The organism is Streptomyces sp. NPDC104106 (genome assembly GCF_055584345.1).
In genome coordinates this window covers 386,829-413,528 of the sequence record NZ_JBVJMF010000002.1, presented here as the reverse complement: position 1 = coordinate 413,528, position 26,700 = coordinate 386,829, and the positions used below count along the sequence as shown (strand labels likewise).

The 26,700-nt window shown below is 75.0% G+C and carries 14 protein-coding genes and 1 pseudogene; 1 reads left to right on the top strand and 14 read right to left on the bottom strand.

Annotation, left to right across the window (positions count from 1 at the left end):
• Positions 1 to 57: 57 nt before the first annotated feature.
• The 14 genes and pseudogenes from ACZ60X_RS05765 to ACZ60X_RS05700 form a co-directional block, all read right to left on the bottom strand.
• Positions 58 to 320, bottom strand: a pseudogene (locus ACZ60X_RS05765) (ribosome small subunit-dependent GTPase A); the annotation flags it as partial.
• A 362-nt stretch (positions 321 to 682) separates the two neighbouring features.
• Positions 683 to 3,010 carry a hypothetical protein gene (locus ACZ60X_RS05760; protein ID WP_469593704.1) on the bottom strand — a complete coding sequence of 776 codons (2,328 nt, stop codon included), beginning with the start codon at positions 3,008 to 3,010 and terminating at the stop codon, positions 683 to 685.
• Entirely contained in the window at positions 3,007 to 5,142 is a 2,136-nt protein-coding gene (locus ACZ60X_RS05755; protein WP_469593702.1) for a serine/threonine-protein kinase, read from the bottom strand. Before ACZ60X_RS05755 ends, ACZ60X_RS05760 begins: the two co-directional genes overlap by 4 nt.
• Positions 5,139 to 8,042 (bottom strand): hypothetical protein, encoded by a 2,904-nt coding sequence (locus ACZ60X_RS05750; protein ID WP_469593700.1) that lies wholly within the window; start codon positions 8,040 to 8,042, stop codon positions 5,139 to 5,141. The genes ACZ60X_RS05755 and ACZ60X_RS05750 overlap by 4 nt, the downstream gene beginning before the upstream one ends.
• Entirely contained in the window at positions 8,039 to 11,854 is a 3,816-nt protein-coding gene (locus ACZ60X_RS05745) for a tubulin-like doman-containing protein (protein WP_469593698.1), read from the bottom strand. The genes ACZ60X_RS05750 and ACZ60X_RS05745 overlap by 4 nt, the downstream gene beginning before the upstream one ends.
• Before the next feature lie 121 nt (positions 11,855 to 11,975).
• Positions 11,976 to 14,270, bottom strand: a complete 2,295-nt coding sequence (locus ACZ60X_RS05740) for a VWA domain-containing protein (protein WP_469593696.1) — start codon at positions 14,268 to 14,270, stop codon at positions 11,976 to 11,978.
• 122 nt (positions 14,271 to 14,392) lie between these two features.
• Positions 14,393 to 14,950 carry a Pycsar system effector family protein gene (locus tag ACZ60X_RS05735; protein WP_469593694.1) on the bottom strand — a complete coding sequence of 186 codons (558 nt, stop codon included), beginning with the start codon at positions 14,948 to 14,950 and terminating at the stop codon, positions 14,393 to 14,395.
• Complete coding sequence (locus ACZ60X_RS05730; RefSeq protein ID WP_469593692.1) at positions 14,950 to 16,542, bottom strand: hypothetical protein; 1,593 nt, start codon at positions 16,540 to 16,542, stop codon at positions 14,950 to 14,952. Before ACZ60X_RS05730 ends, ACZ60X_RS05735 begins: the two co-directional genes overlap by 1 nt.
• Positions 16,535 to 19,219 carry a hypothetical protein gene (locus tag ACZ60X_RS05725; RefSeq protein WP_469593689.1) on the bottom strand — a complete coding sequence of 895 codons (2,685 nt, stop codon included), beginning with the start codon at positions 19,217 to 19,219 and terminating at the stop codon, positions 16,535 to 16,537. Before ACZ60X_RS05725 ends, ACZ60X_RS05730 begins: the two co-directional genes overlap by 8 nt.
• Positions 19,216 to 20,052, bottom strand: a complete 837-nt coding sequence (locus ACZ60X_RS05720; protein ID WP_469593687.1) for a nucleotidyl cyclase domain-containing protein — start codon at positions 20,050 to 20,052, stop codon at positions 19,216 to 19,218. The genes ACZ60X_RS05725 and ACZ60X_RS05720 overlap by 4 nt, the downstream gene beginning before the upstream one ends.
• A 109-nt stretch (positions 20,053 to 20,161) precedes the next feature.
• Positions 20,162 to 20,938 (bottom strand): Crp/Fnr family transcriptional regulator, encoded by a 777-nt coding sequence (locus ACZ60X_RS05715; RefSeq protein ID WP_469594387.1) that lies wholly within the window; start codon positions 20,936 to 20,938, stop codon positions 20,162 to 20,164.
• A 417-nt stretch (positions 20,939 to 21,355) separates the two neighbouring features.
• The gene (locus ACZ60X_RS05710) at positions 21,356 to 22,861 is read right to left on the bottom strand and encodes a cellulose binding domain-containing protein (protein WP_469593685.1); all 1,506 of its coding nucleotides are present in this window, start codon (positions 22,859 to 22,861) and stop codon (positions 21,356 to 21,358) included.
• A 238-nt stretch (positions 22,862 to 23,099) separates the two neighbouring features.
• Positions 23,100 to 24,452, bottom strand: coding sequence for a radical SAM protein (locus ACZ60X_RS05705; protein WP_469593682.1), 1,353 nt, complete (start codon positions 24,450 to 24,452; stop codon positions 23,100 to 23,102).
• Positions 24,453 to 24,510: 58 nt separating this feature from the next.
• Complete coding sequence (locus ACZ60X_RS05700; protein ID WP_469593680.1) at positions 24,511 to 25,185, bottom strand: pyridoxamine 5'-phosphate oxidase family protein; 675 nt, start codon at positions 25,183 to 25,185, stop codon at positions 24,511 to 24,513.
• Between the two features lie 158 nt (positions 25,186 to 25,343).
• Between ACZ60X_RS05700 and ACZ60X_RS05695 the strand changes: the two genes are divergently transcribed.
• Positions 25,344 to 26,606 (top strand): FAD-binding protein, encoded by a 1,263-nt coding sequence (locus ACZ60X_RS05695; protein ID WP_469593678.1) that lies wholly within the window; start codon positions 25,344 to 25,346, stop codon positions 26,604 to 26,606.
• Positions 26,607 to 26,700: the final 94 nt, after the last annotated feature.

The following is a 26,700-nucleotide window of genomic DNA, read 5'->3' as shown; positions in this document are numbered from 1 at the left end:
CTCACGGGTGGTCGACGGAGGCATCAGATCGCCGTGGCCGCCTTGGGCGGTTCCCGAGATATGACGCTCGTCCCCACCGTCGGGGTCGACGGCGACCCAGTCCCCCGTGCAGACGACCTTCATCGGGTCGCGGGGCACGACGAACCCGGTGTCGGCGCGGACGGTCCCCTCGGAGGTGACGACATCGCACCGGCCGCGATCGACCCGCACGACCCGGCCGGGCACGGCCCGTCGGCACCGTGGGAGGCGAACGCATCGGCCCAGGCCTCGTCCCAGCCGTAGGGGGCCAGCGCGGAGAACTCAGCGGAGGTGGAAGTCAAGGGAGACCCTTCACAAGGGCGTTGCCGGGCAGGCGCGTTCGGCGCGCGGTCGGATCAGCCGGTGGCCACGGAGGTGGACTTGAGGAGTTCCTGGATGCGGGCAGCGCCCGTCACGCGGACAGTCATCGGTCAACACCCGCCGTTCCTCACCCGGTCGACAGCGGCACCCGGCGGCCGCCGCGCGCAGCAGACCTCACCCTGGAGCCGCACCGCCTCCGGGTGCCACCGATGTGGCACGTCCCCCACGGGCTCGCCGCGCTTGTCGGTGGCGGGGTGGACCCCGGCCGGCTCGGGATCCTCACGCACCGGGCGGTTCCGCGCTTGTCGTACACGCCTGACGGACACCCCGTGGAGGACACCCTTCACACCGTCATCAGGACGATCAGGACGAGCACGACCCCGATCACCGACAGGAGGGTCCCGATCACGCATCCCGGGCTGCTCGTGAGGTCGGCGAGTCGGGCCGGCCAGGCGGGTGGTTGCCCGGTGGGCGCGGCGGATGACGGCGGAGGCGGGGGGGCGTCGGGAACCCGGGGCACGGTCACGGTGCGCGGCTGAGGCGGAAGCGGCGGCTGTGGCTGCGCGCCGGGGTCGCCTGCGTTCCTCTTCATGTCCCGCAGGATCTGGCGCCACAGTTCCTTCGGGAGATCGGGGACCGGCCGGCCGTCCACCGGTTCGACGAGGACGTACGTGAGCCAGTTGCCCGTGGTGACACGGGTGTCCAGGCCGAGCCGGTGGAACTCCTGCAGCAGGACGTTCAGGTGGCGCTCGTCCCTGGCCAGCGGTGCCACGGCCCAGTGGAAGACCCTGGCCGCCTGCTCGGCCATGGCCATGGCCGACATGTGCCCCGCGCCCCGTCCCGGGGGCGGGAAGCACAGGCCCTGGCGCAGTACCTCCGCGCACAGCTCCTCCCGCGTCCGGCGGTCGCGCCCCTCGACCCGGTGGTCTCTGCCCAGCTCGTTCAGGACCAGGTCCACCGACTCCGGCGGCAGCCCGTCGCCCGAACGCAGCTCCGCCAGGAGCATGTCGTCGGTCAGCTCGCCCAGTTCCGTCATCAGCCGGCGCTGGGTGCCGTCCCCGTACCGGTGCTCGCACAGGGCCCGGTGGAGGGGGTCCGGGGCGGCCGCTGCCTGCTGGGCGGGCGCGGGAGCCTCGAATTCCGCGGCGGGCGCCGCGACCGCGTATCCGCCGCCGGGTACGGGTTCCGCCCGCCCACGCACGCCTCCCGGCAGCTCGGGCACCACTCCCCGCCGCTCGCGCGTCACTTCCGGCCGCTCGGGCGCCACTTGCGATTCCGCCCGCACGGGGTCCGGCAGCTCGGGTGCGCGTCCGGACCACTCGCGCGCGCCTTCCGACCGCTGGCGCACGGGGTCCGGCAGTTCGGCTGCGCGTTCCCACCGCTCGCCCGCGCCTTGCGACCGCTGGCGCACAGGGTCCGGCCGCTGGTATACGCCCTCCGACCCCTCGACCGGGCCCTGCCGCCGCCGGGGCGCAGCCTCCGGCCCCTCCACCGGATGCTCCCACCTCCCAGATACGCCCTCCGACCCCTCAGCCGGACGCTCCCACCGCCCAGGTACGCCCTCCGACCCCTCAACCGGACGCTCCCACCGCTCGGGCACGCCCTTTGACTCCTCAACCGGGCCCTGCCGCCGTTCGGGTACGGGCTCCGGCCGTTCGGTCGGGTGGTGCCATCGCTCGCAGGGGGGTTCCAGCCGTCCGGGCAGGGGGTCCGGAACGCGGGGAGCGGGTGCGGGCCGGCGGGTGCTCGGGCTGTGGAGGCCGAGGACGTCCCGGAGCCGGGCACGCCGCCGGTCCCAGTCGAGGGCCGCGCCGTCGGCGAGGGCTCCGGTGAGTTGCGGCACACCGGCCTCCGCCCGCGGGTGCTCCAGGACGTGTTTCACCAGCTGGGCCGCCGCCTCGTGCTCGAACCGGTTCTGGTCCCGCTGACCGGCCGTGACCCGGGCCAGCGGGCCGAAGCCGCCCGTGTCCGGTTCCCAGCGCGGCACGGCCGTCAGCCGCAGGGCATGGGTGTCCACCGCGTCGTACGTCGCGAACGTCCACTCCCCCTCCAGCCAGTTCCCGAACAGCAGGAACAGCCCGAGGTAGACCACCGGCACGGCCTCCGGGTCCGGCCACCGACGCGGTGGCCGCTCCTCCAGGAGCAACGACACCCGCTGCGCGGGATCGCGGAGCAGCTCCGCCGTGGCGAGGACCAACGCGTGCCGGACGGCGGGCAGATGCTCCGTCATCTCCGGCAGCCGGCGCAGGGCCAGCTCGCCGAGCCTCTCGGCGTCGTACGGGAACGGCCGCGCGGGTGCCCCCTCGGCCTTCTCCTGCCGGCACCAGCCGCCCCACGCCAGGGAGAGGCACCGGCGCGTGTCCAGGGTGACGTCGTCGCCGACCAGGACATGGCTGACCGTGCTCGGCCGGCCGCCCCGGTCCGTGGTGGGCCAGCGCTGGACGAGCAGGACGTCACCGGCACGGGTACGGGTGCGTACGACGCCGGGCCGGGCCGCCGCCCCCGGCACCCACAGCAATGGGCCCAGTTCCCGGCCGAGTTCCTCGGCGCGCTCGGCCGGGCAGGAGTGGGCGACGGCCTTCATGCCGGTGCCCTGGCGGCCGTGGTTGCCGTCCCAGCGGAAGACGATCTGGTGCACCGCGTCCCGGTCCCGGTCCTGGTAACCGCTCACTGACCTTCCCCTCCCCTGGTTTCCCTGGTTCCCCCGGATGCCGTGGATCGCGCGGACCGGGACCCCGGTGCTTCAGTGCGCGGCACCGCCTCGATCAGGGGTGCCTCGCCCACGGCGCACGCGTCGGCGCCGCCCGGTACGTCGATCAGCCCGTGCAGCGCCAGCAGCGTCACCAGCGGCTCCAGCACCCGCCGCGGCCCCGCGCCCGCCGGGTACCGGCCCTGGGCCTCCTGGCCGCCGGTCGCGGACGCGATGTGCAGGGTGCACCGGCGGATCCCGTCGAACGGGCGCAGCCAGGCCGGCCCGGCGTGCCGGCGCAGCAGCCCGTACACGTCCCGGCTCTCGGCGTGCACCGCCGCCGCATCGAGCCCGGTGGCCGGCGGCCGGCTCAGCCACCGGTCGACGGGCCGCCGGAACCGGAGCAGGTCCGCCTTGCCGAGCACCATCGCGGCCGGCACCTCCAGATACGGTCCGTTCTTCGGCAGCCGGTCCAGGACGGTGCCGAAGGCGAGGTCGCCGTCCCGGTTCACCTCCACGCCCCAGCGCTCGCGGACGTGGTCCAGTTCGGGCAGCGGCAGGGCCAGCGCCGGATCGACGACGAAGATCAGGGCGTCGACGCCCAGCAGGAACCGCAGCGCCGCGTCGGTCCGTACGAGGTCCTCGCCGCCCAGGTCGAAGAAGGCGATCGGACGCACCTGGCCGCGCGCGTCGGTGAGCAGCAGCGACTCGACGAAGCGCGCGTAGTCGTCCAGGCCGAGGGCCGCCGTGTGGTCCAGCACCCTGCCGCTGCGCAGCGGCTGCACCCGCTCCCGGACGAACCGTGCGTGCTGCTCGGGGTTGACGGACTGCCACGTCAGGCCGAACGGTTCCAGGCCGCCGTCGGTGATGGCCGCGATCATCTGGGTCAGCAGATGGCTCTTGCCGGTGGAGGACTGTCCGACCATCGCGACGGTCAGCGGCCGGCCGTACGTCAGATAGGGCACCGGGATGAAGTGCTCGGGGAAGTCCGGGTCCGCCGTGCACTTCTGGACGGCGCCGCGCATGACGTCCTGCCGCCGCACCTTGTTGGTGAGGCGGGACAGGTCCAGCGGCTGGTACTGCATCCGGCTGTCGGTCACGAACAGCTTGGACACGTCGAGGCGGATGGTCTCCAGGCAGTACGGGCAGAGCACGTCGCCGGCGCCCGGCCCGCCCTCCGGCCCCGGGCCGTCCGCCGGGATCGGGACCGGGGCCTGCCGCTTGAGCCGCAGCGCCTCCTCGAAGGCCTCCCGGTGCGGGCGTGCCTCGTCGGCGGGCAGGGTGAGCCGGATCCGGCCGGCGGCTCCGGGCGCCATGAGGTCGAGCAGTTCGGCGCAGGTCGGCCGGTCGGCCGCCCGCACCGCGAAGGCGTCCCGGAGCGTACGGTCCAGCACCCGGTGTTCGCCCAGGTCGGCGGGGGCCGCGTCGGGGGGCCCGGCCCGGCCGGTCACCAGCCGGTACAGCACCTGGGCCGCGCTCCACACCGCGTCCCGCGCGTCGACGAGCCCCTCGCCCCGGCGTTGCTCGGGCGAGCAGTACGGCGGCCGGCCCCACGCGCTGCGCCGCTGTCCCGCCCAGGTCACCGCCTCCAGTCCCCACAGCTGGACCCTGGCACCGTCCCAGAGCACGGTGTCCGGCGACACCCCGCGCGGCACCAGGTCCTGCCCGGCCAGCAGGCACAGGGCGAGCAGCAGGTCCCGGGTGAGGCGCTGCTGGTCGCTCGCGGCCATGACGTGCGTCCGCCCGGCCGGGTTGCCGCGCGGTGCGGTGTACAGGAGGAACGGCTCCGGCGTGTCCAGTTCGTAGCCGATGATCCTCGGGAACAGGGCCGCGTACTCCGTGCCGTCCAGCACGCGGTGCAGGTGCAGGGCCGTCCCCGCCTCCGTGTCCAGCAGGCCGCGCGCCGCCGGGTTGGCCGCGTCGCCCGCGGTCAGCCGCACCTGCACGCACTGCTGCCGCTCGTCGTCCAGCAGGCACCTGCGGATCAGCAGGGGCAGCAGCCGGTCCCGGCGGCCCTCCTGGCCGAAGCGGGCCGGGGTGACCCGGCGCCGGCCCGACGGCGTGGTGAACACGAGCTTGTCCACGGCGCTTGCGCCCGGCCCGTTCCCGGTCACCACCGCTCACCGTCCCGCCGGTCGCGGGGCTCCGGCCGGCCGGAGGGGTCGGGGTCGTCGTACCCGTCGGAGTGCCGCGCTTCGTACCCGTCGAAGTCCCGCGCTTCGTACCCGTCGAAGTCCCGCGCTTCGTACCCGTCGGAGTGCCGCGCTTCGTACCCGCCGGAGTGCGGGGCGACGTACCGGTCCGAGTCGGTGCCGTCGTACCACCGGTCCAGCGGATCGTCCGGCTCCGGACCGCCATGGTCGTCGGACGGGTCCGGCCGGCGGCCGTACACTCCCGGGCGCCCGTATCCGTCCGGCCCGTCGTGAGCCGCCTCCGGTCCGTCGTACCCCTGCCGGGCCCGGACGGTGCTCACCACGCCCATCCGGAGCGGGGTCAGCCGGATCAGGCCCGCGTAGCGCCCCGACGACGTCCACAGGACGTCCGCCGGCTGGGGCGAGCCGCCGGCGCGCCAGGCCTTCTCGACCTCGTCGCGTACGGCGCGCGGGGCGAACCTGAGCCATACGGCGGCCGCCGGATCGCGGCTGAGCAGCGCGCCCTGTTCGGGGGAGGACAGCTGGACGACGGCCTGCCGGTCGGCGTCCGCCCCGACGAGTTCGGCCGGCCGCCGCGGATCGGTGCCGAGCAGGTGCGCGGCGCTGGCGCGGACGCGGCCGGCGGCGGCGAACGGGGGCGGGGCGAGCACCCCGTCGTGGCGCAGATGCCGGCGGGCCGTGGACAGCAGCTCGCGGACCCGTTCCTCGGTGCGCTGCACGGCGAGGGTGCCGGCTTGGCCGCGTTCGACGGCGCCCCAGTAGGGGCCCATGGCCACGAGGGCGGCGTCGCGGAGATCTGCGGCCAGGGTGGCGACCAGTTCCGGTCCGCCCTCACCGGTGTCCCGGTCGAGCCAGCGCGGCACGCCCTTGGCCCGGTCGGCCCAGGCGTCGGCCGCTTCGCGCTCCCCGTCCTCGCCCGGTCGCCGCTCCCCGTTCTCGTCCGCGGCCGGTTCCTCCCAGGCCGGCCCGTCCTGCCAGGCGTACGCGCTCGCCCAGTCGTCGTCGGCGTCGTCGCCGGCCGCGCCGGTGTCCTCCGACCGCAGCGGTGAGGGGCCGAAGAGCCAGTCGTCCTCGGCGGCCGTGCCGGGCGCCGGGGCCGCGGCGGACCGCTCCGGCTCGGGCACCGCCTCGGCCTGCGCCGCGGCGGCCGTCGCCCGCAGCATCCCGGCGACGGACCGGGCGGCGTCGGCGCAGTACAGGCGCTCCTCGACGGCCCAGTGCTCGTGCACCGCCTCGGCGAGCAGGGCGTCGGCCTCCCGCAGCGTCCGGCGCAGTACGGCCGTGGCGGCGCCCGGCGACCAGGAGGCGGCGTGCGCGCGCCAGAGCCGGCGGGCCGTCTCCACCGCGAGGCCGAGGCCGGCCAGCAGGCCGATCGTGCCCAGCCAGAGCGGTGGCTCGGTCGCGTACCCCAGGCCCGCCCCGGCCACGGCGCCGCCGAGCGCCGCGAGCCGGGGGACGACGGCCCAGCGGCCGGGTCGTCCGCTTCCGCGCAGCCGGGCCGCGCCGAGCGCCGCGACGCCCGCGAACAGCGCGGGGACGACCAGCGCCAACACGAGGAACGGTCCCCACCACAGCGCGCCGAGCAGCGCCGCGGCCGCCGCCGACGGACCGGTCAGCGGCGGGCCGGGCTCGGTGCCGGCCGGCCCGGAGCCCCGGGCCAGGTCGTGGTCGGCGGCGGTCGCGCTCCCGGCCGGGCGCGCGTGGGTCCGGGTGCCGGGGAGCGCGGCGAGCCTGGGCAGCAGCGCCGATCCGGGTACGGGCTCGACCCGCCCGGCCAGGGCGGTGAACCGCTGGGCCACCGACCGCAGCGGCAGCCCCTGCCCGAGCAGCTTGCCCGCCAGCTCCTTCAGGCCCTCGCCGATCCGCTCGCCGACGCCCTCGGCCGACGGCACCCGCAGCCCGAGGGCGGCGAGCCGGGCAGCCGACTCGGCGGCGGACGGCACCGCGCCCCCGCCGCCGCGCAGGGCGGCGGCGACCAGCTCCCGGTACTCGTCGAGGGCGCGCCCCGCCAGCTCGGCCTCCGCTTCGAAGGCCTCCCGGCGGGCGGGCCGCAGCAGGCCCGGCAGGCCGCGCAGCCCGGCCAGCGCGTCCTCGGCCTGGTCCAGGGCGTCCGCGCAGGCGCGGTAGGCGTCGTCCGCCGGGCCCCCGGGTTCCCGGTGCCGCTGGTCGCGCCCGCCCCGGAACGTCACGAGGGAGCGCAGCGGTTCCGGCAGGTCGGCGCCGGCGGATGCGGCCGTCAGCACGTCCGCCGCCGGCTCGGTGTCCTCGCCCGCGACCCGGGTGAGCGCGTCGCGCCAGGCCCGGTCGCGCACCTCCGGCGGCAGGTCCTGCTCGAGGAGGCGTACGCCGGGTGCGGCGACGGCCTCGGGCAGCGAGCGGACCGCGCGCAGCACGCGGAGGTAGAGGTCGGGGACCGACAGCACGTCCACCAGGACCGCCAGGGCGTCCGGGTCGTCCGGCTCGGGCCGCTCCAGCGCGGTGCGGGCCGAGCGCAGGTCGCCGGCCCACAGCAGCCCGATGCCGGAGGCGCGCAGCACGGCGGGCCGGACCAGTCTGCGGTCGGGCTGGAACGCCTCGTCGGCACCGGCGTACGAGCCGGGCGCGCTGCCGACGAGCAGCACCAGGAGTCTGACCTCGCCCACGGCCCGGTAACCGGCGAGCAGTTCGTACTGCGGCTGGTGGTCGGTCAGCCCGGCCGGGGTGTCGACGACGAGGAACAGCGGGTCGTCGGGTTCCGGCAGCCCGGCACGGCCCAGCTGCCGGGCGACCCGGGCGCGCAGGGCCTGCGGGCCGTCGAGTTCGGCCGCCCCGGCGCGCAGGTCCAGGTGGATCACGGCACCGAAGTCCTGAGGCACGCTCACCGTTCGTCTCCGTCCCAGGGGTCGCGGCGGGTCCGGTCCCGCTCGCCCCGCTCGCCGTCGCCACCGCCGTACGTCCCCCGGCCCCCGGGTTCGTCCCAGGGCACCGGCGGCAGGTCCTCGCGCGGCGGGCGCCCGTCGGAGCCCGCCCACCGCTCGCGGCCGCGCCGCCCACCGACCGGGTCGCGGCCGTCGTAGCCGTCGTGGCCGTCGTGGCCGTCGCGGCCGTCGCGGCCGTCGTGGCCGTCGTAGCCCTCGCGGCCGGGGTGGCCCGCGTGGCGGCCGGACACCCGGGGCCCGCCCGCGTCGGCGCGGCGGGCGCCCCGGCCGTCGGACTCCTGCGCGGCGCCTTCCGCGCGCCACTCGCCGAAGGACCGTTCGCGATACGGCCGCGGGTCCTCGCCGGGGCCCTCGCCGTAGGACCGCTCGTACGGCTCCCCGCGCCCGTCGCCGCGCTGCTCGAAGGGCCGGTCGGCGAAGGCCCGGTCCGGGTGCTCGCGTCGGTCGCCGGTGCTCCGGTCGTGGTCGCCCGGCCGGCCGTCCGGGTCCTTGCCGGTGCCGTCCCGGTACGGGTCGAAGGAGGAGACCGGGACCGTGCCCCAGTCGTCGTCCTCCGCCATGGCGCGGCGGGGTGCGGGGGCGTCCTCGCGGGGGCGGGGCGGCGTCGGCAGGCCGCCGCGCACATGGTCGAGCAGGGTGCGCAGGGTCGGCTGGACGGCGCGCTGGTCGCCGAACTCCCGGTCCAGGGCGGCCGGCAGGGTCTCCGCCCAGAACTCCCACAGCGGGCCCACCCAGCCCTCGACCCGTTCGCCGCCGCGCTCGCGGCGGTCGGCCAGCAGCTCCAGCTGGCGCGGGGCGATCTTCTCGACCAGGTCGACGAAGAGCTGGTGCGGTTCGCTGCCGGTACGGGCGAGGCCCAGCGGCTGGGCCGTCATCAGCTCACGGCAGTAGTCCTCGACGGTCCGCTCGTCGTCCAGCACGGTCCAGCGCTCGTAGGAGCGCAGCAGCTCCGCCCAGCTCGACACCCCGCCGGGGAAGTCGCCGAGGCGCAGCCGGACGCCGGGGATGTTCGGGCCCTGCTCCGGGAACAGCCGCAGCCGGACCCGGGCCGGCGAGGCCGGGTCGCCGTCGACCACGTCCACCTGCCCGTTCCACATGCAGCACAGCAGCCGGTGCAGGATGGTGCGCCGGTCCTCCTCGCCGCTCACCATCCAGCTGTCGCGCCAGCCGAGCCGCTGGCGCCAGCGCAGCACGTCCTGTGCCTGCTCGGAGTCCTTGGCACGGGCCCACTGGCGCAGCACCTTGCGGGCCTCGGGCACCTGGGTGAGGCTCATCTCGCTGCGGAAGAGGACCACGGTGACGGAGTCGCTCTCGACCCCGCGGTACTCCACGGAGTTCTTCGCGTCCGAGGGCAGCCGCAGCGTCTTGCCGAGGTACTCCTGCACCTCCTCCACGGCCTGCACCCGCGGGTGGGTGACGAGGACGCGCAGCGGCCCGGTGCCCTCGGGGGTGAACCCGACCGGCAGCAGCCCGGTCAGCTTGCGCCCGAACAGGTCGAGCGACTCCTTGCTGACCTGGTCGGTGGCGTCCGGGTCGCCGGCCGCCGCGGCCAGCAGGGTGCCCATGGACGGCAGCAGCGGCCGCTCCTCGACGTGGGCGCCGCTCTCCGCGAACAGCCGGGTGATACGGGCCTCCAGCTGTCCCTTGACCTGGGCGACGGCGCCCTCGGGGTCGCGGCGGCTGCGCGCGTGGACCTGCCGCCAGGTGTCGCCGTCGACCAGCCTGAGCAGCAGCGCGCCCTCGTAGTCGGTGTCGCGCAGCCCCTCACGGCGGATCAGCCGGGTGACGACGTCCTCGTAGAAGTGTTTGAGGGTGCGCTGCGGCGGCAGCAGGTAGGAGATACCGGTGCGGTCCTCGTACAGTTCGAGGCCCTTGCGCTCGAAGCTCTTGCGGTCCTGGTCGCTGTGCCGGCGGAAGGCCCGTACCAGGCGGTCGAGGTCGGCCCCGGCCGCGTCGGCGTGGGGCTGCCAGCGCTGCTGCTGGTCCCGCCACGCCTCGTGCCACACCGTCCGGCAGCGCCACTGGTACCAGGCGTCCTGCTCCCGGATGGCGGCCTGGACGTCGTCGTCGCCCCAGCGGGCCGGGGCCATGCCCGCGAGCAGGCCCTTGATCCGCGGGATCCGGGGCGGCTGTTCGGTGATCCCGGGCGGGCGCTGGGGGGCGCGGGCGCGGCTGTCCAGCATGCCGAGGAAGCCGAGCCGGGCGATCGCCTCGTCGCTGTCGGGTATGCCGCGCACGACGCGTTCGGCGAGGAAGGGGTCCACGGTGCCCAGCAGCTTGTCGACGGCGGGCCGCGGCGCGAACCGGTCGGCCATCTGGGCGGCCTGGGCGTCGGCCTCCACCCGCAGGTCGGCGAGGAGCCGCTGCATGTCGGTGATCCGCTCGCCCAGCGCCTGCTCGATGTTCTTGCCGCCGCGCGGCAGCGGATCGGGCTCGGGCACCGCCAACTGCCTGCGTTCCCAGAGCTGTTCGAGGTGGGAGTCGGCGAACAGCTGCCGGATCAGCGGCACCGCCTGCTCGCGCGAGGAGGGCCGGGGCCGTTCCACGAGTTCCGTGACCGCGAGCCGCAGCACCCGTCCGGCGACCAGGTCGGCCAGCTGGTCCATCGGCGCGGTCATGGAGGCCACGAGGCTGGTGGAGACGCCCTGACGGCCGATCCCGGTGGGCGACAGGGAGCTGCGGGCCACGCCCCGGTTGATGAAGCTCGCGGCGAAGGTCTGGTAGTCGTCGTCGGCCACGAACTTGCGGCCCCGGGAGCGGCCGTCGCCCAGCTCGGTGCCGATCAGCGACATGACCAGGGAGACGATCGACCGGCGCAGGTCGTCCGCGCGGATGCCGGCGGTCGGGCTGAACAGGAACGCGGTGGGCAGGATGCCGGTGCGCAGCCGGACGGGGACGGTTCCGGGGTAGCGCACGGCGAAGCCGGCCTCGTGGTCGAGGTCGCCGATCTCGGCGCCCTCCGTCGGCGCGTTCTGCCGGTCCACCAGCCGGAACAGGTCGACCAGCGCGCGGGCCGCGTTGAGTTCGGCCTCGCGCCCGCCGCCGGTCGCGGCGGAGAACGAGGACGGCATCACGACGAGCGGGTAGATCTTCACCCCGTCGAAGCGCCGCATCCGGAAGGCGTGGCTGATGAGGTGCAGGTAGTCGAGGAAGATCCCGGCGCCGGTGCCGCCGGCCACCGAGAAGGCGACGAACACGTCGCATCCGCTGACCTTTCCGCCGCCCAGTTCACTCAGGTCTCCCGCCGACTTGGCGATGGCGTCGATCGCCTGCAGCAGTGGCTCCAGGACCGGGCCGAGGCCGTGGCGGAGGGTCGCGAACAGGGCGGCGCGGCCGACGGTGGGCAGCTGGCCCGCGCCGTTGTGCAGGGGGGTGACCTCCGGCTCCCCGAGGACGGGAGGCAGCCAGTCGGCCACCTCCTCGCGCAGGCTCGCCCGGAGCATCTTGGTCACCTCGGGCGAACTGTCGAAGTTCGGCAGCAGGTTGTGGGTGGCGCGGGAGGTCCGGGCGTACGCGGCCCGCAGCGACTGGTCCACGTTGAACTGCGGCAGCCGCCGCAGATCGCTCTCGCTGTAGTCGGCGTAGACGAACTGCAGGCAGTCGGGCAGCTGGAAGGGCGGGCGGCCGCTCAGCCGGCTGAGCGCCATGCCGTCCGGGCCGCACAGTTCGGCGCGCAGTCTGCGCTCCAGTTCGGCACCGACCAGTCCCCCGGTGCCCCCCAGGCCGACGAAGAGCATCGGCTGGAAGATCTTCATGGTGTCCTCCCCGCTCGCGGCCGGCCGGCCGCGGCTTCGGCTTGGGTCAAGTCCGTTTCGGGCGTGACGCGTCGGGCACGCCGGGGCGCACCGCGGGCGCCACGCGTGCGGCGCTCACGCGTCACAGGTACGAGTCGTAGGCGCCGCCGCTGTCGGCGGTGCCGGCCGTGCGGCCGGTGGGGGGTTCGTGGGTGCGGCTGGTGCGGGTGGTGGTGCGGTTCTCCTCGCCGAGGGCCAGGTACAGGCTGTCGCTGAGGGGGACCTGGCCCCGGGCGGGCAGCGGGACCTTGCCGTCCTTCCTGCGCAGGACCGCCCCGCCCTTCGGGTTGCGCTGGACGGCGTACGGGCCGTGGGGGCGCCGTTCGATGCGCGGGCTGCGATGGGGTTCGGCGACGGTGAAGCCGTACCACTGCTTGACGCCGTGCCCCGCCCGGTGCGGGCCGCCCAGGACGGTGCCGTCGGCCGACACGAGGAGCAGGACCAGCCCGTGCGGGTCCCGGCGCCTGCGCCGCTGCCACACCCAGCCGGCGAGCGCGCCGACGAGCAGCGCGACCAGCGCGGCGGCGCCCAGGAACGCCGGCCAGTACTTCGCCCAGACCCCCGGTTCGGGAGTCACCCGCACCAAGAGCGGGGACCGGACGAGGGTGCGGCCGTGGTCGGTGGTGTCGACGACGGTGACGGTGCCGGCGAGGCTGAGTCCGTCGCCGAGGCGGTCGCCGAACACGCCCGCGGGAGCCACCTGGACGGTGACCTTCCGGGTGCCGGACTCGCCCGGTGCGACGGTGATCTCGGCGGGGTCGACGGACAACAGCCCGGACCGCAGGTCGGTCACGGCGAGCCGCAGGGTGTGCCGGGCGCCGCTGGTGTTGTGCACCGCCAGGGTGCCGGTGATCCGCGCGCCGGGGTGGACGCCGGCCGCCGGCAGGTCGAGCGCGGTGGTGACGGGCAGTTGGCCCGGCGCGACCTGGCCGCCCTCGCTGCGGGTGTCGGCGCTGAGCCCGGAGGCGGTCAGTGTGGCGCTGACCCTCAGCGCCCCGTCGGCGCTCTGCGGGATCCGTACGGTGCCGGTGAAGGAGCCGTCGCTCGCCGCGGGGTCGGGCGCCTTGCCGTCGTCCGCGAGCCGCAGCTGCTGGGGAGCGAATCCGTCACCGGTCAGCTCGCCGCTCACCCGCAGGCCGGCGTAGTCGCGCGGGTCCTTGATCTCGTAACCCTCGCGGGTCTGCAGCCGCATGGTCACGGTGACCTTGTCCCCGGCCTGCGGCGAGGGCGGGTCCATGGTGATCGCGCCCCGCAGCTCCCCGCGCCACAGCACACTGACGGAGACGGGCAGGGAGCGGTGTCCCTCCGGGGCCTCGGCCTTCACCTTCCAGGTGCCGGGCAGCGGGTCGACGACCCGCAGCGCCTCCACCGCGTCGCCGCCGCCCGCCAGTTCGAAGCGGGAGCCGTGGTACGTGCCGTGCGTGGGGACCTCGTCGCCGTTCGGGTCGTAGTAGGTGATCCGCACCTTGGGGTCGCCCTTGTCGACCACGATGCTGCCCACGGTCGCGAGGGGCGAGATGCCGATGTCCAGGGTGGCCGGCGGCCGCTTGCTGGGGCCCTGCTCGTGCCGCAGGCAGTGGGCGGCGGCGAAGATCTCCTCCAGGGTGCTGCCGATGTCCTGCGGGTCGACCTTCTTGGGGGCGGGCGTCGCGGAGGGCAGGTCGACACAGCCCTTCTGGTATCCGCCGGCCGCCATGGTCCTCAGCTCGTCCCAGCTCGGGTCGGCGCCGAAGCCGAGCGGCCAGATCTGCACGTGCTGGGCGGCGGCCTCCTTGAGCGCGAGGCCCAGCTGCCGCTCGCCCTCGGCCTGCCGGTGCGCCGGGTCGCCGTAGCTGGGGCTGTCGGACACGTCCAGCTTCCCGTCGGTGAGCAGGAACAGCACGCGCGGGACGGACGGGTCGGTGCCGCCGGTGAGGGCGCGCACGCCCTGCCGGATCGCGCTCGGGAAGTCGGTGCCGGTGCCCTCGTTCTTCGCACGGCTGTGCAGCCCGCCGACGCAGCCGCCGATGGTCTCGCGGCCCGCCGCGTCCAGCGCGGTGCGCGGGCACACCGGGTCCACGGCGCGCTGGCCGGCGGCTTCGGCCGCGGCGAAGCCGAAGACGGTGACGTGGGAGTCGGAGGAGACGTCGCCGAGCGCGATGCGGGCGGCGGCGTCCTTCTCGGCGCTCATGTCGGCGGGCGCGATGCTCGCCGACTCGTCGACGGCCACCGCGTACTCGGCCGCCGGGAACGCCGGCACGGAGTCCGCCGCGGGCACCGGGTCCCGGCCGCCCGGTGCCAGCAGGGAAACGAACAACGCGGTGCCCGCCAGCACCGAGACCCCGGCGCGGCGCAGCCGGCCCCGTCCCGTGTGCCGTCTTCCCGTGGCTCTTCTCACGGCCGTCCCCTGATTCTTCGCTCGTGTCTGCGTGCAGTTGCTGGGTGGTGAAGTGCTGGGTGCTGGTGCCTGGTGGGTGGTGCCTGGTGGGTGCGGATGTGCTCGGGCAGCGGGGGCGGGAGTCAGCGCGGGGTCAGCCCCCAGATCAGGGCCAGGGCCGCGGAGAGGGCGAGCGCGCCCATGCCCCAGCGGATGGCGCGGTACTTGGCGGCCAGGATGGCGCTGAGGTCCACGGCCTGGACGAGCAGCCACTCGGCGGGGTCCCGGCCGGCCTCGGCGACCCTGGCGGTGAGCCGCTCCAGGTCGCGGGAGGCCACCAGGTCGCCGAAGTAGGTCACCCCGTCGCGGTCGCGGACCGTGCCGGTGCGCGGCATCAGCGCGCCGATCAGCGCGGCCACCGCGCCGGCCCAGAGCAGGCCGGCGAGGAGCAGCGTCACGTCGGCGGGCCCGTACCGGACCGGCGTGCCGTGCCAGCCGACCAGGAACGCGGGCAGCGCGAGCGTCCCGGACAGCAGCACGGCCGCCTTGGAGTCGGCGCGGCCGAGGTCCTCGCGGACCGTGGCCAGCAGCCGCTCGGCGATGCGCTCCCCCGCCCGGTCGTGGCGGTGCCGACCCCCGTCCGGCACGGCCCGGACCGGGTCGGGGGAGGTCCTTGGGGCCTCGCCCTCGGCGGCCGCCATCACTCCTCCGCCCAGGACCAGTCGTCGTCCGGCGACCGCCGGCGCCCCCGCGGGGACGGCAGCCCGGAATCCTCGTCCGGGTAGGTGTCCGCCCGGTACGGCCGGTCCCCCGACGAGCCCCGGCCCCTGTCGTCGTCCGGGTCGTACGCCCGCCCGGGCCGGTCCGGGTCTTCCTGCGGGTACGTCCGCCCACGTGCCGGGCCGCCGCCGTCCGGATCGTCCGGCCGGTACGCCCACTCGCGCGATGTACCGCTCCAGTCCCCGTCCCGCCCCGGATAGGGCTCGGGGCGGAACGACCGACGGCCGTCCGGATCCGGGGCGTCCACGAAGGAACCGTCCGAGCCGTACGACCCTCCCCGCGACGAGCCGCTCCAGTCCCCGTCCCGCCCCGGATAGGGCTCGGGGCGGAACGACCGACGGCCGTCCGGATCCGGGGCGTCCACGAAGGAACCGTCCGAGCCGTACGACCCTCCCCGCGACGAGCCGCCCCGGTCCGCGTCCGCCCCCGGACGGGGCTCCGGCCGGCGGGGACGGCGGCGGGGGGCGGGCGGGGGTTCGTCCGCCGCCGCGTCGCCGTCCCGGCCGCGGCCGCCGCGCCGGCTGCCGCTGCGGTCGGGGTCGGGGCGGGAGGGCCGTCGGCGGGGCGGTTCGTCCGACACCCAGTCCGGGGTGAACGGCCCCTCGGCGGACGACTCCAGTTCCCGGGGCTCCCGGCGGGCCGGCATCGTGCCGATGGGGCCCTGGAGGGGGCGGCGGCGGTCCTGGTTGAGCAGGTTCAGGACCTGTGTCTCGACGTCGACGGCGTGGAGTTCGCCGCGCAGCGCCATGTTGTAGAGCCGGGCGACCCGCTCCTGCTCGTCCTGACGGCCTTCCTGCCGGATCTTCTCCAGGAAGTCCTTGGCGCCCTCCGGGTCGGCGGCCAGCATGAAGCTGAGCTGTTCCAGTTCCCCGCCCAGCAGCATCCGCCGGAACTCGTCCTGGCGCACCCGGGTGACGTTGGCGTCGGCCCGCACCTCGCGTTCCTTCTTCGCGTAGTCGATGGCCTCGTCGTCCACCCCGAGCCGCACGTACAGCCGTACGCGCAGGCCCAGTTCGGTCCCGAGGTCGCTCCAGCGGCCGCCGACGCACTCCCGGGTGACGACCCGGTTGGCCCGTTCGGCGTCGGTCACCGGATAGGTCAGGGTGACCTCGCGGAGCCGTTCCAGCACCGGGGAGGTGAGCCGGGCCGCGACATCGGTGACGACCTGGACGGCGGCCAGGTGCGGGTCGGTCACCTCCCACTCGATGTCCACCTCGGCCTTGAAGAAGCTGGTGCCGCCGGAGGCGGGCAGTTCCAGCCGGAGCGTCGACACATAGGTGCCCTGCGCGATCTCGCAGACCGAGTACGGCCCGGCCCAGCCCCGCTTGCCGACGTGCTGGGTGCCCGAGACGGTGACCACGCTGTGGCCGCCGCTGCGGTAGAACAGCACGAGGGCGCGGCGCGGGCTCGGTGCCGGCAGTCTGCCCATCGGGGAGTAGTCCCGCAGGAACGGCCCCGCGGGCACCGCCGACGTGTCCGCCTCGTCCCGGCCTTCGTCCTGTCGCTCAGCCATCCCTGTCCTCCTCGCGCGTCCTGTCCCGACGCGTCCGTTCCGCGCGCGGCCGGGCCCAGCCCTGTGTGGCCCGGCCCGGTTCGTCCCAGCCCTGCGTGGACCGGTCCGGTTCTTCCCAGTTCGGCGCCGGCTGCCGGGGTTCGTCCCGGCGCGGCCTGCCGCCCCGCTGTCCGACCGGGCGGCCGGGCTCCGGCGGTGTGACGGCGAGCCACCACACCTCGCGGGCCCGGGCGTCGGGCAGGGGCTCGTCGAGGTCGCGCATCATGCGGCGCAGCAGCCAGTCCAGCAGCTTCCGGTCGTGTTCCTCGGCCACCAGGGCGGGCAGCAGGGCGGCGAGCCCCGGCCGGGTCCACTCGGTGCCGTCCTTGCGCACCGCCGACCGCAGCAGCCGCTCCAGCGCGTCCGTCGCCACGTCCCTCGCGCGTGCCGTGTTCAGCGCGGTCCACATCAAGTCCGCCATGGGCGCGGCGAGTTCGGGCCGGGTGGCGGCGAGGGCGAGCGGCAGCGGCCAGTCACCGAGGTCGGCCAGCGGTGAGTCGGAGGCGTCCGAGAGCACCTCGTCCACCGTGGTGAGCGCGAGCCGCACGGTGGTCACCAGGCCGAGGTCCTGGTACGGCTCGCGCTGGTGGTGGGTCCACTCGGCCATCCGCTCCAGCACCCGGGCCGCGTCCGGCAGCGCCAGCAGCCGTACGACGTTGAAGGAGGCGACCGCGATCTGGTCGCCCTCGTCGCGGACCCCGATCCGGGCCAGGGTGTCCAGGGTGTCGTCCGTGGTGGGCGCGGCGTTTCCGTAGCCGAGCGCCAGCGCGGCGGTCCAGCGCAGCGTCTTGGTGCCGCCCCGGCTCCAGTCGTCCACCAGCCGGTGCACCGTCCTGCGGTGGGAGTCATGGCCGGCGGCCTGGTCCAGGGTGGTGGCCGCGAAGATCCGCCGGCGGGGCGTGGCCGCCTCGGCGAGCGGCCGTACCAGCTCGGTGTAGCCGTGGTCGAAGTCCCGTACGCACAGCTCTCCGGCCGCCACGGCGGCGCGGATCCACACCTGGGAGCGCGGGTCGTCCGCCAACTGCCGCAGCCAGCGCACCACCGGGGCCCGGACCGGGAAGTGGCGGTCCCACAGCTCGGTGAGCACCGAGGCCGGCAGCGCGGAGCCCCGGTACCAGATCAGCCGGGCCGGCACCTCGGCGCCGGCCACCTCGACCGTGCCGTCGGTCAGTTCGGCCCGCGAGAGCGCGAGGTCGGCTTCCGGGTCGTCGCAGAACATCGGGCGGGCCGGGGTGTTGTCCGGGTCGCACTGGACGGACAGCTCCCAGGTGAGCAGGTGGGCGGCGGCGGCCACCGCGCTGTGCGAGGCCCCGCCCAGCACGGCGAGGGCGATGCGGAAGGCCACCGGGTGGAAGAGCGTCGCGGTGGCCGGCCGGGCCGGGCCGCCGTCCGGCTGGGCCGGGGGCGCCGTCAGTGCCCGGTCCACGCCCGCGAACCACTCCTGTGCCTGCCTCGCGGCGAGGCTGCGGCACCCGGAGAGCAGTTCCTCGTGGGAGACCTCGCCGAGGACGTGCCCGGCCAGCAGTGAGGCGATCAACTCGGCCTCGGCGGGGCGCAGGTCCTTCAGCCCGACGGCGTCGCTGATCTCCTCGCGTCCCCACAACTCCTCGGCGCGGGCGAGCAGTTCGTCCGGGCCGGTGGTGTCGTCCGGTGCGGTGGCGGCGTGCCGTTCCAGCCTCTCGCGCAGCCGGGTGTGGAGCAGTTCCCGGGTGGGCGCGGGCGGGCAGAGCATGCCGTACCGGCCGGCGAGCAGCGGGTTCGCCGCCGATCCGACGGTGACGACGAGGACCGCGAAGGCGTCGTGCCGGGCCAGGGCGGCGGCCAGTTCGTCGAGGTCCATCTCGGCCGGGGGCTGCGCGCCGGGTCCGCTGAGGGTCAGTTGGAGCACATAGCCGCATCCGCCGCGCGCTTCCAGCTCGGCGGCCAACTGCCGTACCCCGGCGTCCGGATCGACCCGCAGCACCCGGTCGGTGTCCGTGTCGTCCGCGGGGCGCCGGGTGACCTCGTCGAGGAGCGAGAGCGCCGTGCTGGTCCGTCCGGTGCCGGGTGCGGCACCGAGCAGCAGCAGCCGCCGGGCGCGCAGGGCGTTGCGCAGCCGTACGTACCCCTCGGGCGCCACATGGACGCGGCGCAGCCTGCGCAGTTCCTCCTCGGGCACGGGTCCGCTGCGCATCCCCGTGCCCGCCGTGCGGGCATCCAGCCGCAGGTTGACGATGTCGCCGATGTGGGCGCTGCCGAAGTAGGAGCGTTCGAAGCTGGTCAGGTCCCGGCCGACGTCGAACAGCGTGCGGGTGGCGCGGCGTGTCCGGACGGCGGCGGCGAGGTCGGTGGGGCCGTCCTCGCCGGCCTCCTCGGCGAGCGGGTCCCGGGTGCGCTCCTTGAACCGGCCGGCGGCGCGCTCCCGTTCCCGTTCGCGTTCCTTGTCCCGTTCGGCCTGCTCGTCGCCGTCGGCCTCGTCGTCGCCGTCGGCCTGGGCGCCGGGTGTGCCGTCGTCCTTGCCGGACGCGTCGTCCGCCTTGGCGTCGTCGCGGGGCCGGTCGTCCCGGTCCCCGTCCTGCCCGGCGCCGCGCGGCGGGGCCTCGTCCGGCTTGCCGGGGGCCTCTTCGGCGGGGCCGCCGGCCCGCTGGTCGTCGCTCACGCGCCCCCGCCCTTCCGCTGCCCGGCGTCCTGGCCGGTGATCCGGCCGATGTGCACGGGCTGCTGGTAGACGTTGTCGTGGTGCTGGGACATGTCGCCGTGGACGGTGTAGCGGGCGGCACCGGGCGGGTCGGCCCGGTGACCGGCCGCGGACCCGGCACCGGGACGGGGCGTGGGGCGGGCGGGTTCGGGGGCTTGGGCACCGGCGGCGGACGGGGAGGCGGCGGACGCGTCCGGGATCGTGGGAGCGGGCCGGCCCGGCAGGTGGCACCAGGCGGTGACGTCGCCCTCCTTGAGGCGCAGGGTGGCCGGGGAGTAGCGCGCCGGTTCGATGAACTTGCCCCCGCCGCTGACCACGTCCTCGTACAGGGACCGGGAGGTCACCAGCACGAGGTCGGCCCCGGCGGCGTCGAGCAGGTGCCGGGCGACGGCGGAGTCCGCGAGCCGGCACGCGAGGTCGACGGCGCGCCCGCTGATCCCCCGCCCGTCGTGCCGGACCGGACCGACGTGCATGCCGATCCGCAGCCCGAGGGGCACGCGCAGTCCGCGGTTCTCGTCGCGCAGTTTCTCGTGCACCTCGACCAGCCACAGTCCCAGCAGCCGGCTGGCCGCGACGGACCCGTCGACCGACGCCAGCACGCCGTCCCCGCGGTCCTCCAGGTGCAGGGCGTCGCCGGTCACCGCGGCGTGCTCGAAGGCCGTCTCCAGCACCCGGTAGATACGGGCGCGCATCCGCGCCTTGTCGACGTCGTCGTACTCGCCGGACCGTCTGGCGTCGACGCTGATCACCAACTCGTAGTGCGCTTCGGTGAGTTCCGGTGCGTCGTGGTTCACCCGTGCCCCCTGCGATGACTGTGGCCTGTCGAAAAGGTGGTGCGTTTTCCTCAGGGTCGGCCCGGGATCGCGGGCCGTCTGTAGCCGTTTACACATGCCGGGCGGCGCGCTACTCGTGATGGCCGTCCGCGAGGAGCGCGAGCAGCGCCGGGTCGAGGATCTCCACCATCCGGTTGCCGGTGCGCACGATGTCCTGGGCGCGCAGCAGGCGCAGGGCCTTGGCGACGGCTTCCCGGGTGGCTCCGATCGTGGCGGCCAGCTCGTCCTGGGCGAGTTGGACGACGGTCCCGGCGCAGGGGCGGCGCGAGGAGGGCCCGGCCGGGGAGGGCGGACGGGGGCCGGGTCCGCCGGGGGAGGAGGCGTACGGGGCCGGCCGGGCGGGGGTGTACGGGCCGGTGGGTTCGGCGGTGGAGAGTTCGGCCAGCCGGCCGGCCAGGCGCTGCAGCACGGTGAGGGAGGCGAGCGCGGACCGCTCCTGGTCGGCGCTGCGGAGCCGGAAGGTGAGCTGGCGGATCACGAGTCCGCTGACCCGGGGGTGCAGGGCGAGGAAGCGGCGGAAGGTGTCCCCGGAGATGACCTGGGCTTCTATGGGGCCCAGCGCGCGCACCGTGGCGCTGCGCGGGTGGCGGTCCAGCGCGGCCATCTCGCCGAGCAGTTCACCGGGACCGCGCAAGCCGAGTATCAGCCGGGTGGCACCCCGGTCCATCGCCACGGAAACGGTCGCCCACCCCTGAATCATGATCAGAACATGGCTGGAACGGTCACCCTCGGTCAGAAGATGGGCATCGGCCGGGTAGCGCTTCCGGATGCCGAGCGCCATCACGCTCTCGTGCTCCTGGGCTGTCAGAGCCTGCGCGAACGCCTGCTCATCGCCGAGCAACCCCATGGCCATGCCCCCCGCCGCATTTCGGATGGCCGATTTTTCGATGGCGATGATGGTGACAGAGCGCGGTTTTTTGACGGGGGAAACGCGCCACATCCGGAGTACCGGCCGGTAGTCGGGAACGGCCAGGTAGACCGCACGAACGTGCCCCCGGCACGCCGCACTCCCCCGCCCGGCCCCGCTCCGCACCCGTCCCCGGTGTCCGCTCCCCCGCGGACGAACCTGAGGTCAGGACATCACCACGCGCACCATGCGCATATATGCGGAATGCCCGTCACGGACGCGATTTGGCCAGAACTCGGGTTTTCGTGTCCGGAACCTGTGACGCGCGCGCGGCGGCCCCGTGAAGGGAGGTGAGAGGACGGTGAGCAGGTACCGGGGAACGGCTCCGGGAAGCGGCGCCGGGTGCCCCGCCGACGGTCAACCGGCCGCGCAGGAAGTGCCGTTGAGCGTGAAGCCGTGCGGTGCCCGGTTGCCGTCCTGCCACGTGGCGAGGAAGCCGAAGGAGAGCGTGCCGTGGGCGGGGACGGTGCGGTTGTAGTCGGCGGCGGTGGCGGTGACGCGCGGGCCGTCCTGGTGGACGGTGGCGTCCCACATCTGGCTGACCCGCTGGCCGTCGCGGAAGGTCCAGGACACGCGCCAGTCGGTGAGGGGCCGGTCGGTCGTGACGGTGACGGCGGCCTGGAAGCCGTCGGGCCACTGGTTGACGAGGTCGTAGGCGACCCGGCAGGAGGGATCGGCGGTGCCGGTGCCGCCGGGCTGCCGCGGGTCCGCGGAGGTGCTGCCCTGCGGCTCGGGATCGGGGTGCGCGCGGCCGGGGCCGGCCGCCGTACCGGTCTCGGAGGGCGTCGCGGACGGGCCGTCGGCGAAGGAGGCGGAGGCGGCGGCGGAACTCGGCGGCAAGGAGGAGCGGCCCGAGGTCCGCGGGACGCCGGGGTCGGCCACCGGCTGCCGGTCGTCGCGGCCCCCGGCGGCCGTGTCGCCGCCGGAGGCGCCGAACGGCATCATCGACACGCCGAGCGCCAGGGCCGACAGCAGTATCGCGGCGGCGAGCAGCCCGCCGCGCAGCACCCGGCTGCGGGCGCCGCCCTCCTCGGGCTCGCCGCCGGCGGGGCCGGCTGCCGGGCGCCCGGCGCCGAGCCGGACCTCGGCGGCGCGGCGACGGCGCTCCAGATAGGCGAGGCCGCCCCAGCCGACCACCCCGCCGGCCAGCGCGGCGGGCAGTCCGCCGCCGGACAGGCGCAGGCAGGCGGCGGCCTCGGCACAGCGCACGCAGGTGGCGAGGTGCCGGGAGAGGTCGCCGGGGGTGTCGGCGGACGCCGAGCGCGTGACCGCGTCGAGCAGCCGGGCGTACGAGCGGCACTGCGCGTCCATCCGACCGTCCAGATGGGCGCGGTGGCAGCGGTCGCGGAACAGGGTGCGGACCTGGTCGAGTTCCTCGCCGACGGCGGCCGGGTCCAGGCCCAGCCGGCGGGCGACGACGGGCAGGGGCAGCGCCTCGACCTCGGCCAGCCACAGCAGCGAGGCGTCCGCCTCCTGCATGTCCCGCAGGCCCCGCAGCGCGATCGGCCGCTCCAGCGGCGGCCCCGTGTAGCGGCCCGCTTGGCCGGAGTTGAGCCACAGCCGCAGCTCGGGGTCGAGCTTGTGCCCCCGGCCGGCGGCCTCCCATCCGGCGGCCGTGTCGCGTACGGCGGTGAGCAGCGCCGGGATCGTCGGCAGCCGTGCGGTACGGCGGCCCGCGCCGCGCACATGGGTGCGCTCGGCGGCACGGACCTCGCGCACGCCGAGCGCAAAGGCCTCGGTGGCCAGTTGATGGGCCGTCACGGAGCCGGAGGTGCACAGGTCGGCGTAACTGAGCACCGCGTCCCAGCCCTCCGAGAACAGCGCGGCCTCGGTGGCGTCCTGGGGGGTCGGCAGGTCGGGCATGGGACTCCTGCATCCACGAGCGAGGTCAACTCTCCATAGGAAAAAGGGAGTTGTACGGAACCTCGCGGCAGGGCACCGAGCCTTTCACGACCTCGACACAACTGACAAGCGGCCTGTTCACATCCGGTGACGCAAGGTGGCCGGACGGCTCCGTGCCGGGCGGGACCCCGACTCCCGCCTGTGGTACGGACACGGAAGCCGTTCGACTCAGCGCCCGGCCGGACACCTCACACGGGCTTCACGCCCCGGCGGGCTGGGGTGCCGGTGCGCCGTCCGCGGCGGGCGCGTCGTCCGCGGGCAGGCTGTCCATGAAGGAGCTGACCGAGAACACCGCGCGGCCGGGGCCGGGCGGGCCGTAGCCGGGCGGGGAGGAGAGCCCGAAGTCGTCCATCGTCTGCCGGTAGGCCTGGAGCAGCCGGATGTGGTACTCCAGCGGCGCGCCGTGCGGGTTGGCCTTGCCGAGCGGGGTGGTGGGCTCCGGGCACCAGGTGGTGAAGCGGGGCGTGATCCCGTGCGACATGAAGAAGCGCAGGCCCTCGGTGGTGGAGGCGATGGCCTCGTCGACGGTGGTGAAGCCGAACGGCTCCGCCATCTCCACGCCCGCCACGAAGTTCGGGATCACGTTGCGCGCGCCGAACACCTCGGCGGAGTCCAGGATCCGCCGGTGCCACTCGTCCCGGCCGACATACCGCTCCTTGCCCGGGCAGTACAGCTCGAACAGCCGGCGGTCCCACACCTCGAAGTTGGGGTGGTAGATCTGCACCCCGTAGTCCTTGAACCGCTGCACGTCCGCCTTCGGCAGCGCCTGGGCGACGACCTTGCCGATCCAGCGGCCCGGGAAGCGCTCCTCGATGGCCCTGGCGTAGTGGCCGTAGAAGTCGGCCTCGTCCCGCCCGGCGACCGTCTTGGTGATCGCACCGCCGGTCAGGGTGTACGCGGTGGAGGCCTTCTGCGTGTCGTACCGGTCGATGATCTCCAGCGCCTCCAGGACCTCCTCCACGTCCTTGACACCGGTGTACGGCCGGCCGGCGGCCTTGTGCTGGCGCCAGTTGTGGTTGATGTCGCAGTACTGGCACTCCTCCTTGGCGCCGAAGTACTGGCAGACCCGGAAGACGGTGAGGTAGATCAGGTAGCCCCACTGGATGGTCGGGGCGACCTCCATCACGGACTTGCCGTTGGAGAGGGTGTGGCGGTAGTACTCCGGCATGGGCGGCACGCCCACGTCCGCGATCCGCTTGCCGTCGAGGTAGAGCCCGAGCAGCCCCTCCTCGTCGGCGGCGACCCGGTACGGCGAGGCCGGATTCACCCGTACGGAGACGACCGTGCGGCGCAGGTCGTACGGCCCGCCGGTGAGGATGATCTCCTCCGGCGGGCGCCGCAGGGCCGCCTCGCCCAGTTCGGGCAGGGTGCCGTGGTCGAAGGAGAAGATGAAGTACGACTTCGGCTTGACCTCACCGTTCTCGTTGTCACTGAGGGCGGAGGGGTCGAAGGCGACGCCGCCGCGGAGCAGGTCCTCCTTGAAGACGGCTTCCCGTGGTACGTGCGGGAAGCGCTCCATCAGATCCTCGACCAGCGCGGTACGACTGCCCATCCGTCTGTCTCCTCCCGGTTCAGGCGTACGCCTCACACCGTATGCCCCCGTCCGCGGCTCAGCCGTGCCGGGTCCCCGCACGGCGCGCGATGTGGTCCGGCACGGCGATGCCGGGCGGCAGCGCCGGGTCCGGCCGCGGGGTGCCCCACCGCGCGGTCAGCGGCAGGACCCCGGCCCACAGGCCGAGCGCCGCGTCGGGCCCGTCGCCGTCGTCCGGGGCGCCGGTGCGGATCTTGACGGAGGCCTCTTCCAGGGAGAGGGCGAGGAGGGTGGTGGCGGCCAGCTCCCTGCGGTTCGGGCTACGGGCGTACGACCACTGCCCCGGCGCGGAGTGCTCGGTGAGCCGGCGCAGGCCCGCGAGCTTCTCGTCGGGGTCGGTGACCGTGCGGGCCGTGCCGTGGATCATGGCGCTGCGGTAGTTCACCCCGTGCTCGAAGACGGACCGGGCGAGCACCAGCCCGTCGACGTGGGTGACCGTCACGCACACGGGGGCGTCCCCGGCGAGGCTGCGGCTGGCCACCGAGCCGTGCACATACAGCCACCGTCCGTCCCGCCCGTACACCGTCGGCACGACGACCGGCCGCCCGTCCACCACCACACCGAGGTGGCACACGAACCCGGCGTCGACAATCGCCTCCAGCTCCGCGCGCTCCAGCCTGCCCTGCTCGCGCAGCCGCCGGTGCCGGGTGCGGTCGGTGACGGGCAGCCGGTCAGGGAGCGGTTCTTGATTCATGACACGGAAGGTACCGATATCGCAGCAAGCGAGCCAGAGGCTTTTCGGATACGGTGCCGTGCCCTGGATAGAACGACGAAATCCGCAGCAGCTCTCTCTGTGGGGCCGTTCCGGATGAGAGGGTCGGCGCACACGCACTCTCCGGGAGGGACGCAACTGTGACAGGGACGGCCGAGACCGCCGGGACGGTCACCAACTGGGCGCGCACCATCACGTACACCGCGCGGGAGTTCCACCGGCCGCGCACGCCCGAGGCGCTCGCGGCACTGGTGGCGGGCAGCGAGCGGGTGCGGGTGCTGGGCAGCGGGCACTCCTTCAACCGGATCGCCGACCCCGGCCCGGACGGCGTGCTGCTCTCCACGGCGGAGCTGCCGGCCGTGCTCGACGTCGACACGGCGGCGCGCACGGTCCGGGTCTCCGGCGGGGTCCGCTACGCCGAACTGGCCCGTGCGGTCTACGCGCACGGCCTCGCCCTGCCCAACATGGCCTCCCTGCCGCACATCTCGGTGGCCGGCTCGGTGGCGACCGGCACCCATGGCTCGGGCGTCGGCAACGGGCCGCTCGCCTCGGCCGTACGGGAGGTGGAGTTGGTCGTCGCCGACGGCTCGACGGTGACGATCGGCCGGGGCGACCCGCGGTTCGACGGCGCGGTGACCTCGCTGGGCGCGCTGGGCGTGGTCACCGCGCTCACCCTGGACCTGGAGCCGGCGTTCGGGGTGGAGCAGCATGTGTTCACCGAACTCCCGCTACGGGACCTGGACTTCGCCGCCGTGGCCGCCGCCGGGTACAGCGTGAGCCTGTTCACCGACTGGCGCGAGCCGGGCTTTTCGCAGGTGTGGGTCAAGCGGCGCACCGACCAGGCGGCCGTGCGCTTCCCCTGGGCGGCCCCCGCGGCCGGGCCGCTGCACCCGGTGCCGGGCATGCCCGCGACGTACTGCACCGAGCAGATGGGCGTGCCGGGACCGTGGCACGAGCGGCTGCCGCACTTCCGGGCGGAGTTCACCCCGAGCAACGGGGAGGAGATCCAGTCGGAGTACCTGCTGCCGCGCCCGGCGGCCGTCGAGGCGCTGTATGCGATCGACGGTATCCGGTCGACCGTCGCCGGCGTCCTGCAGACCTGCGAGGTGCGGACCGTCGCCGCCGACACCCAGTGGCTCAGCCCGGCCCACGGACGCGACTCGGTGGCGCTGCACTTCACGTGGGTGCGCGACGAGGCGGCCGTCCTGCCGGTGGTGCGCCGGCTGGAGGAGGCGCTGGCGCCGTTCGGTCCGCGTCCGCACTGGGGGAAGGTCTACGAGATCCCGGCGACGGTCGTCCGCGGACTGTATGCACATCTCGCCGACTTCCGCGCCCTGGCCCGCTCCCTCGATCCGGCCGGGAAGTTCACCAACGCCTTCGTCCGGGAACTGCTGGACGCGTGAGGCGGGCGCGGGTGGCGGCGCGACGGAGGCCGCGGATGCGAACACTTCTCGCCACCTGCCTCCGGTCTTGCCCGGCGGACTTTCTCCAGCCCCT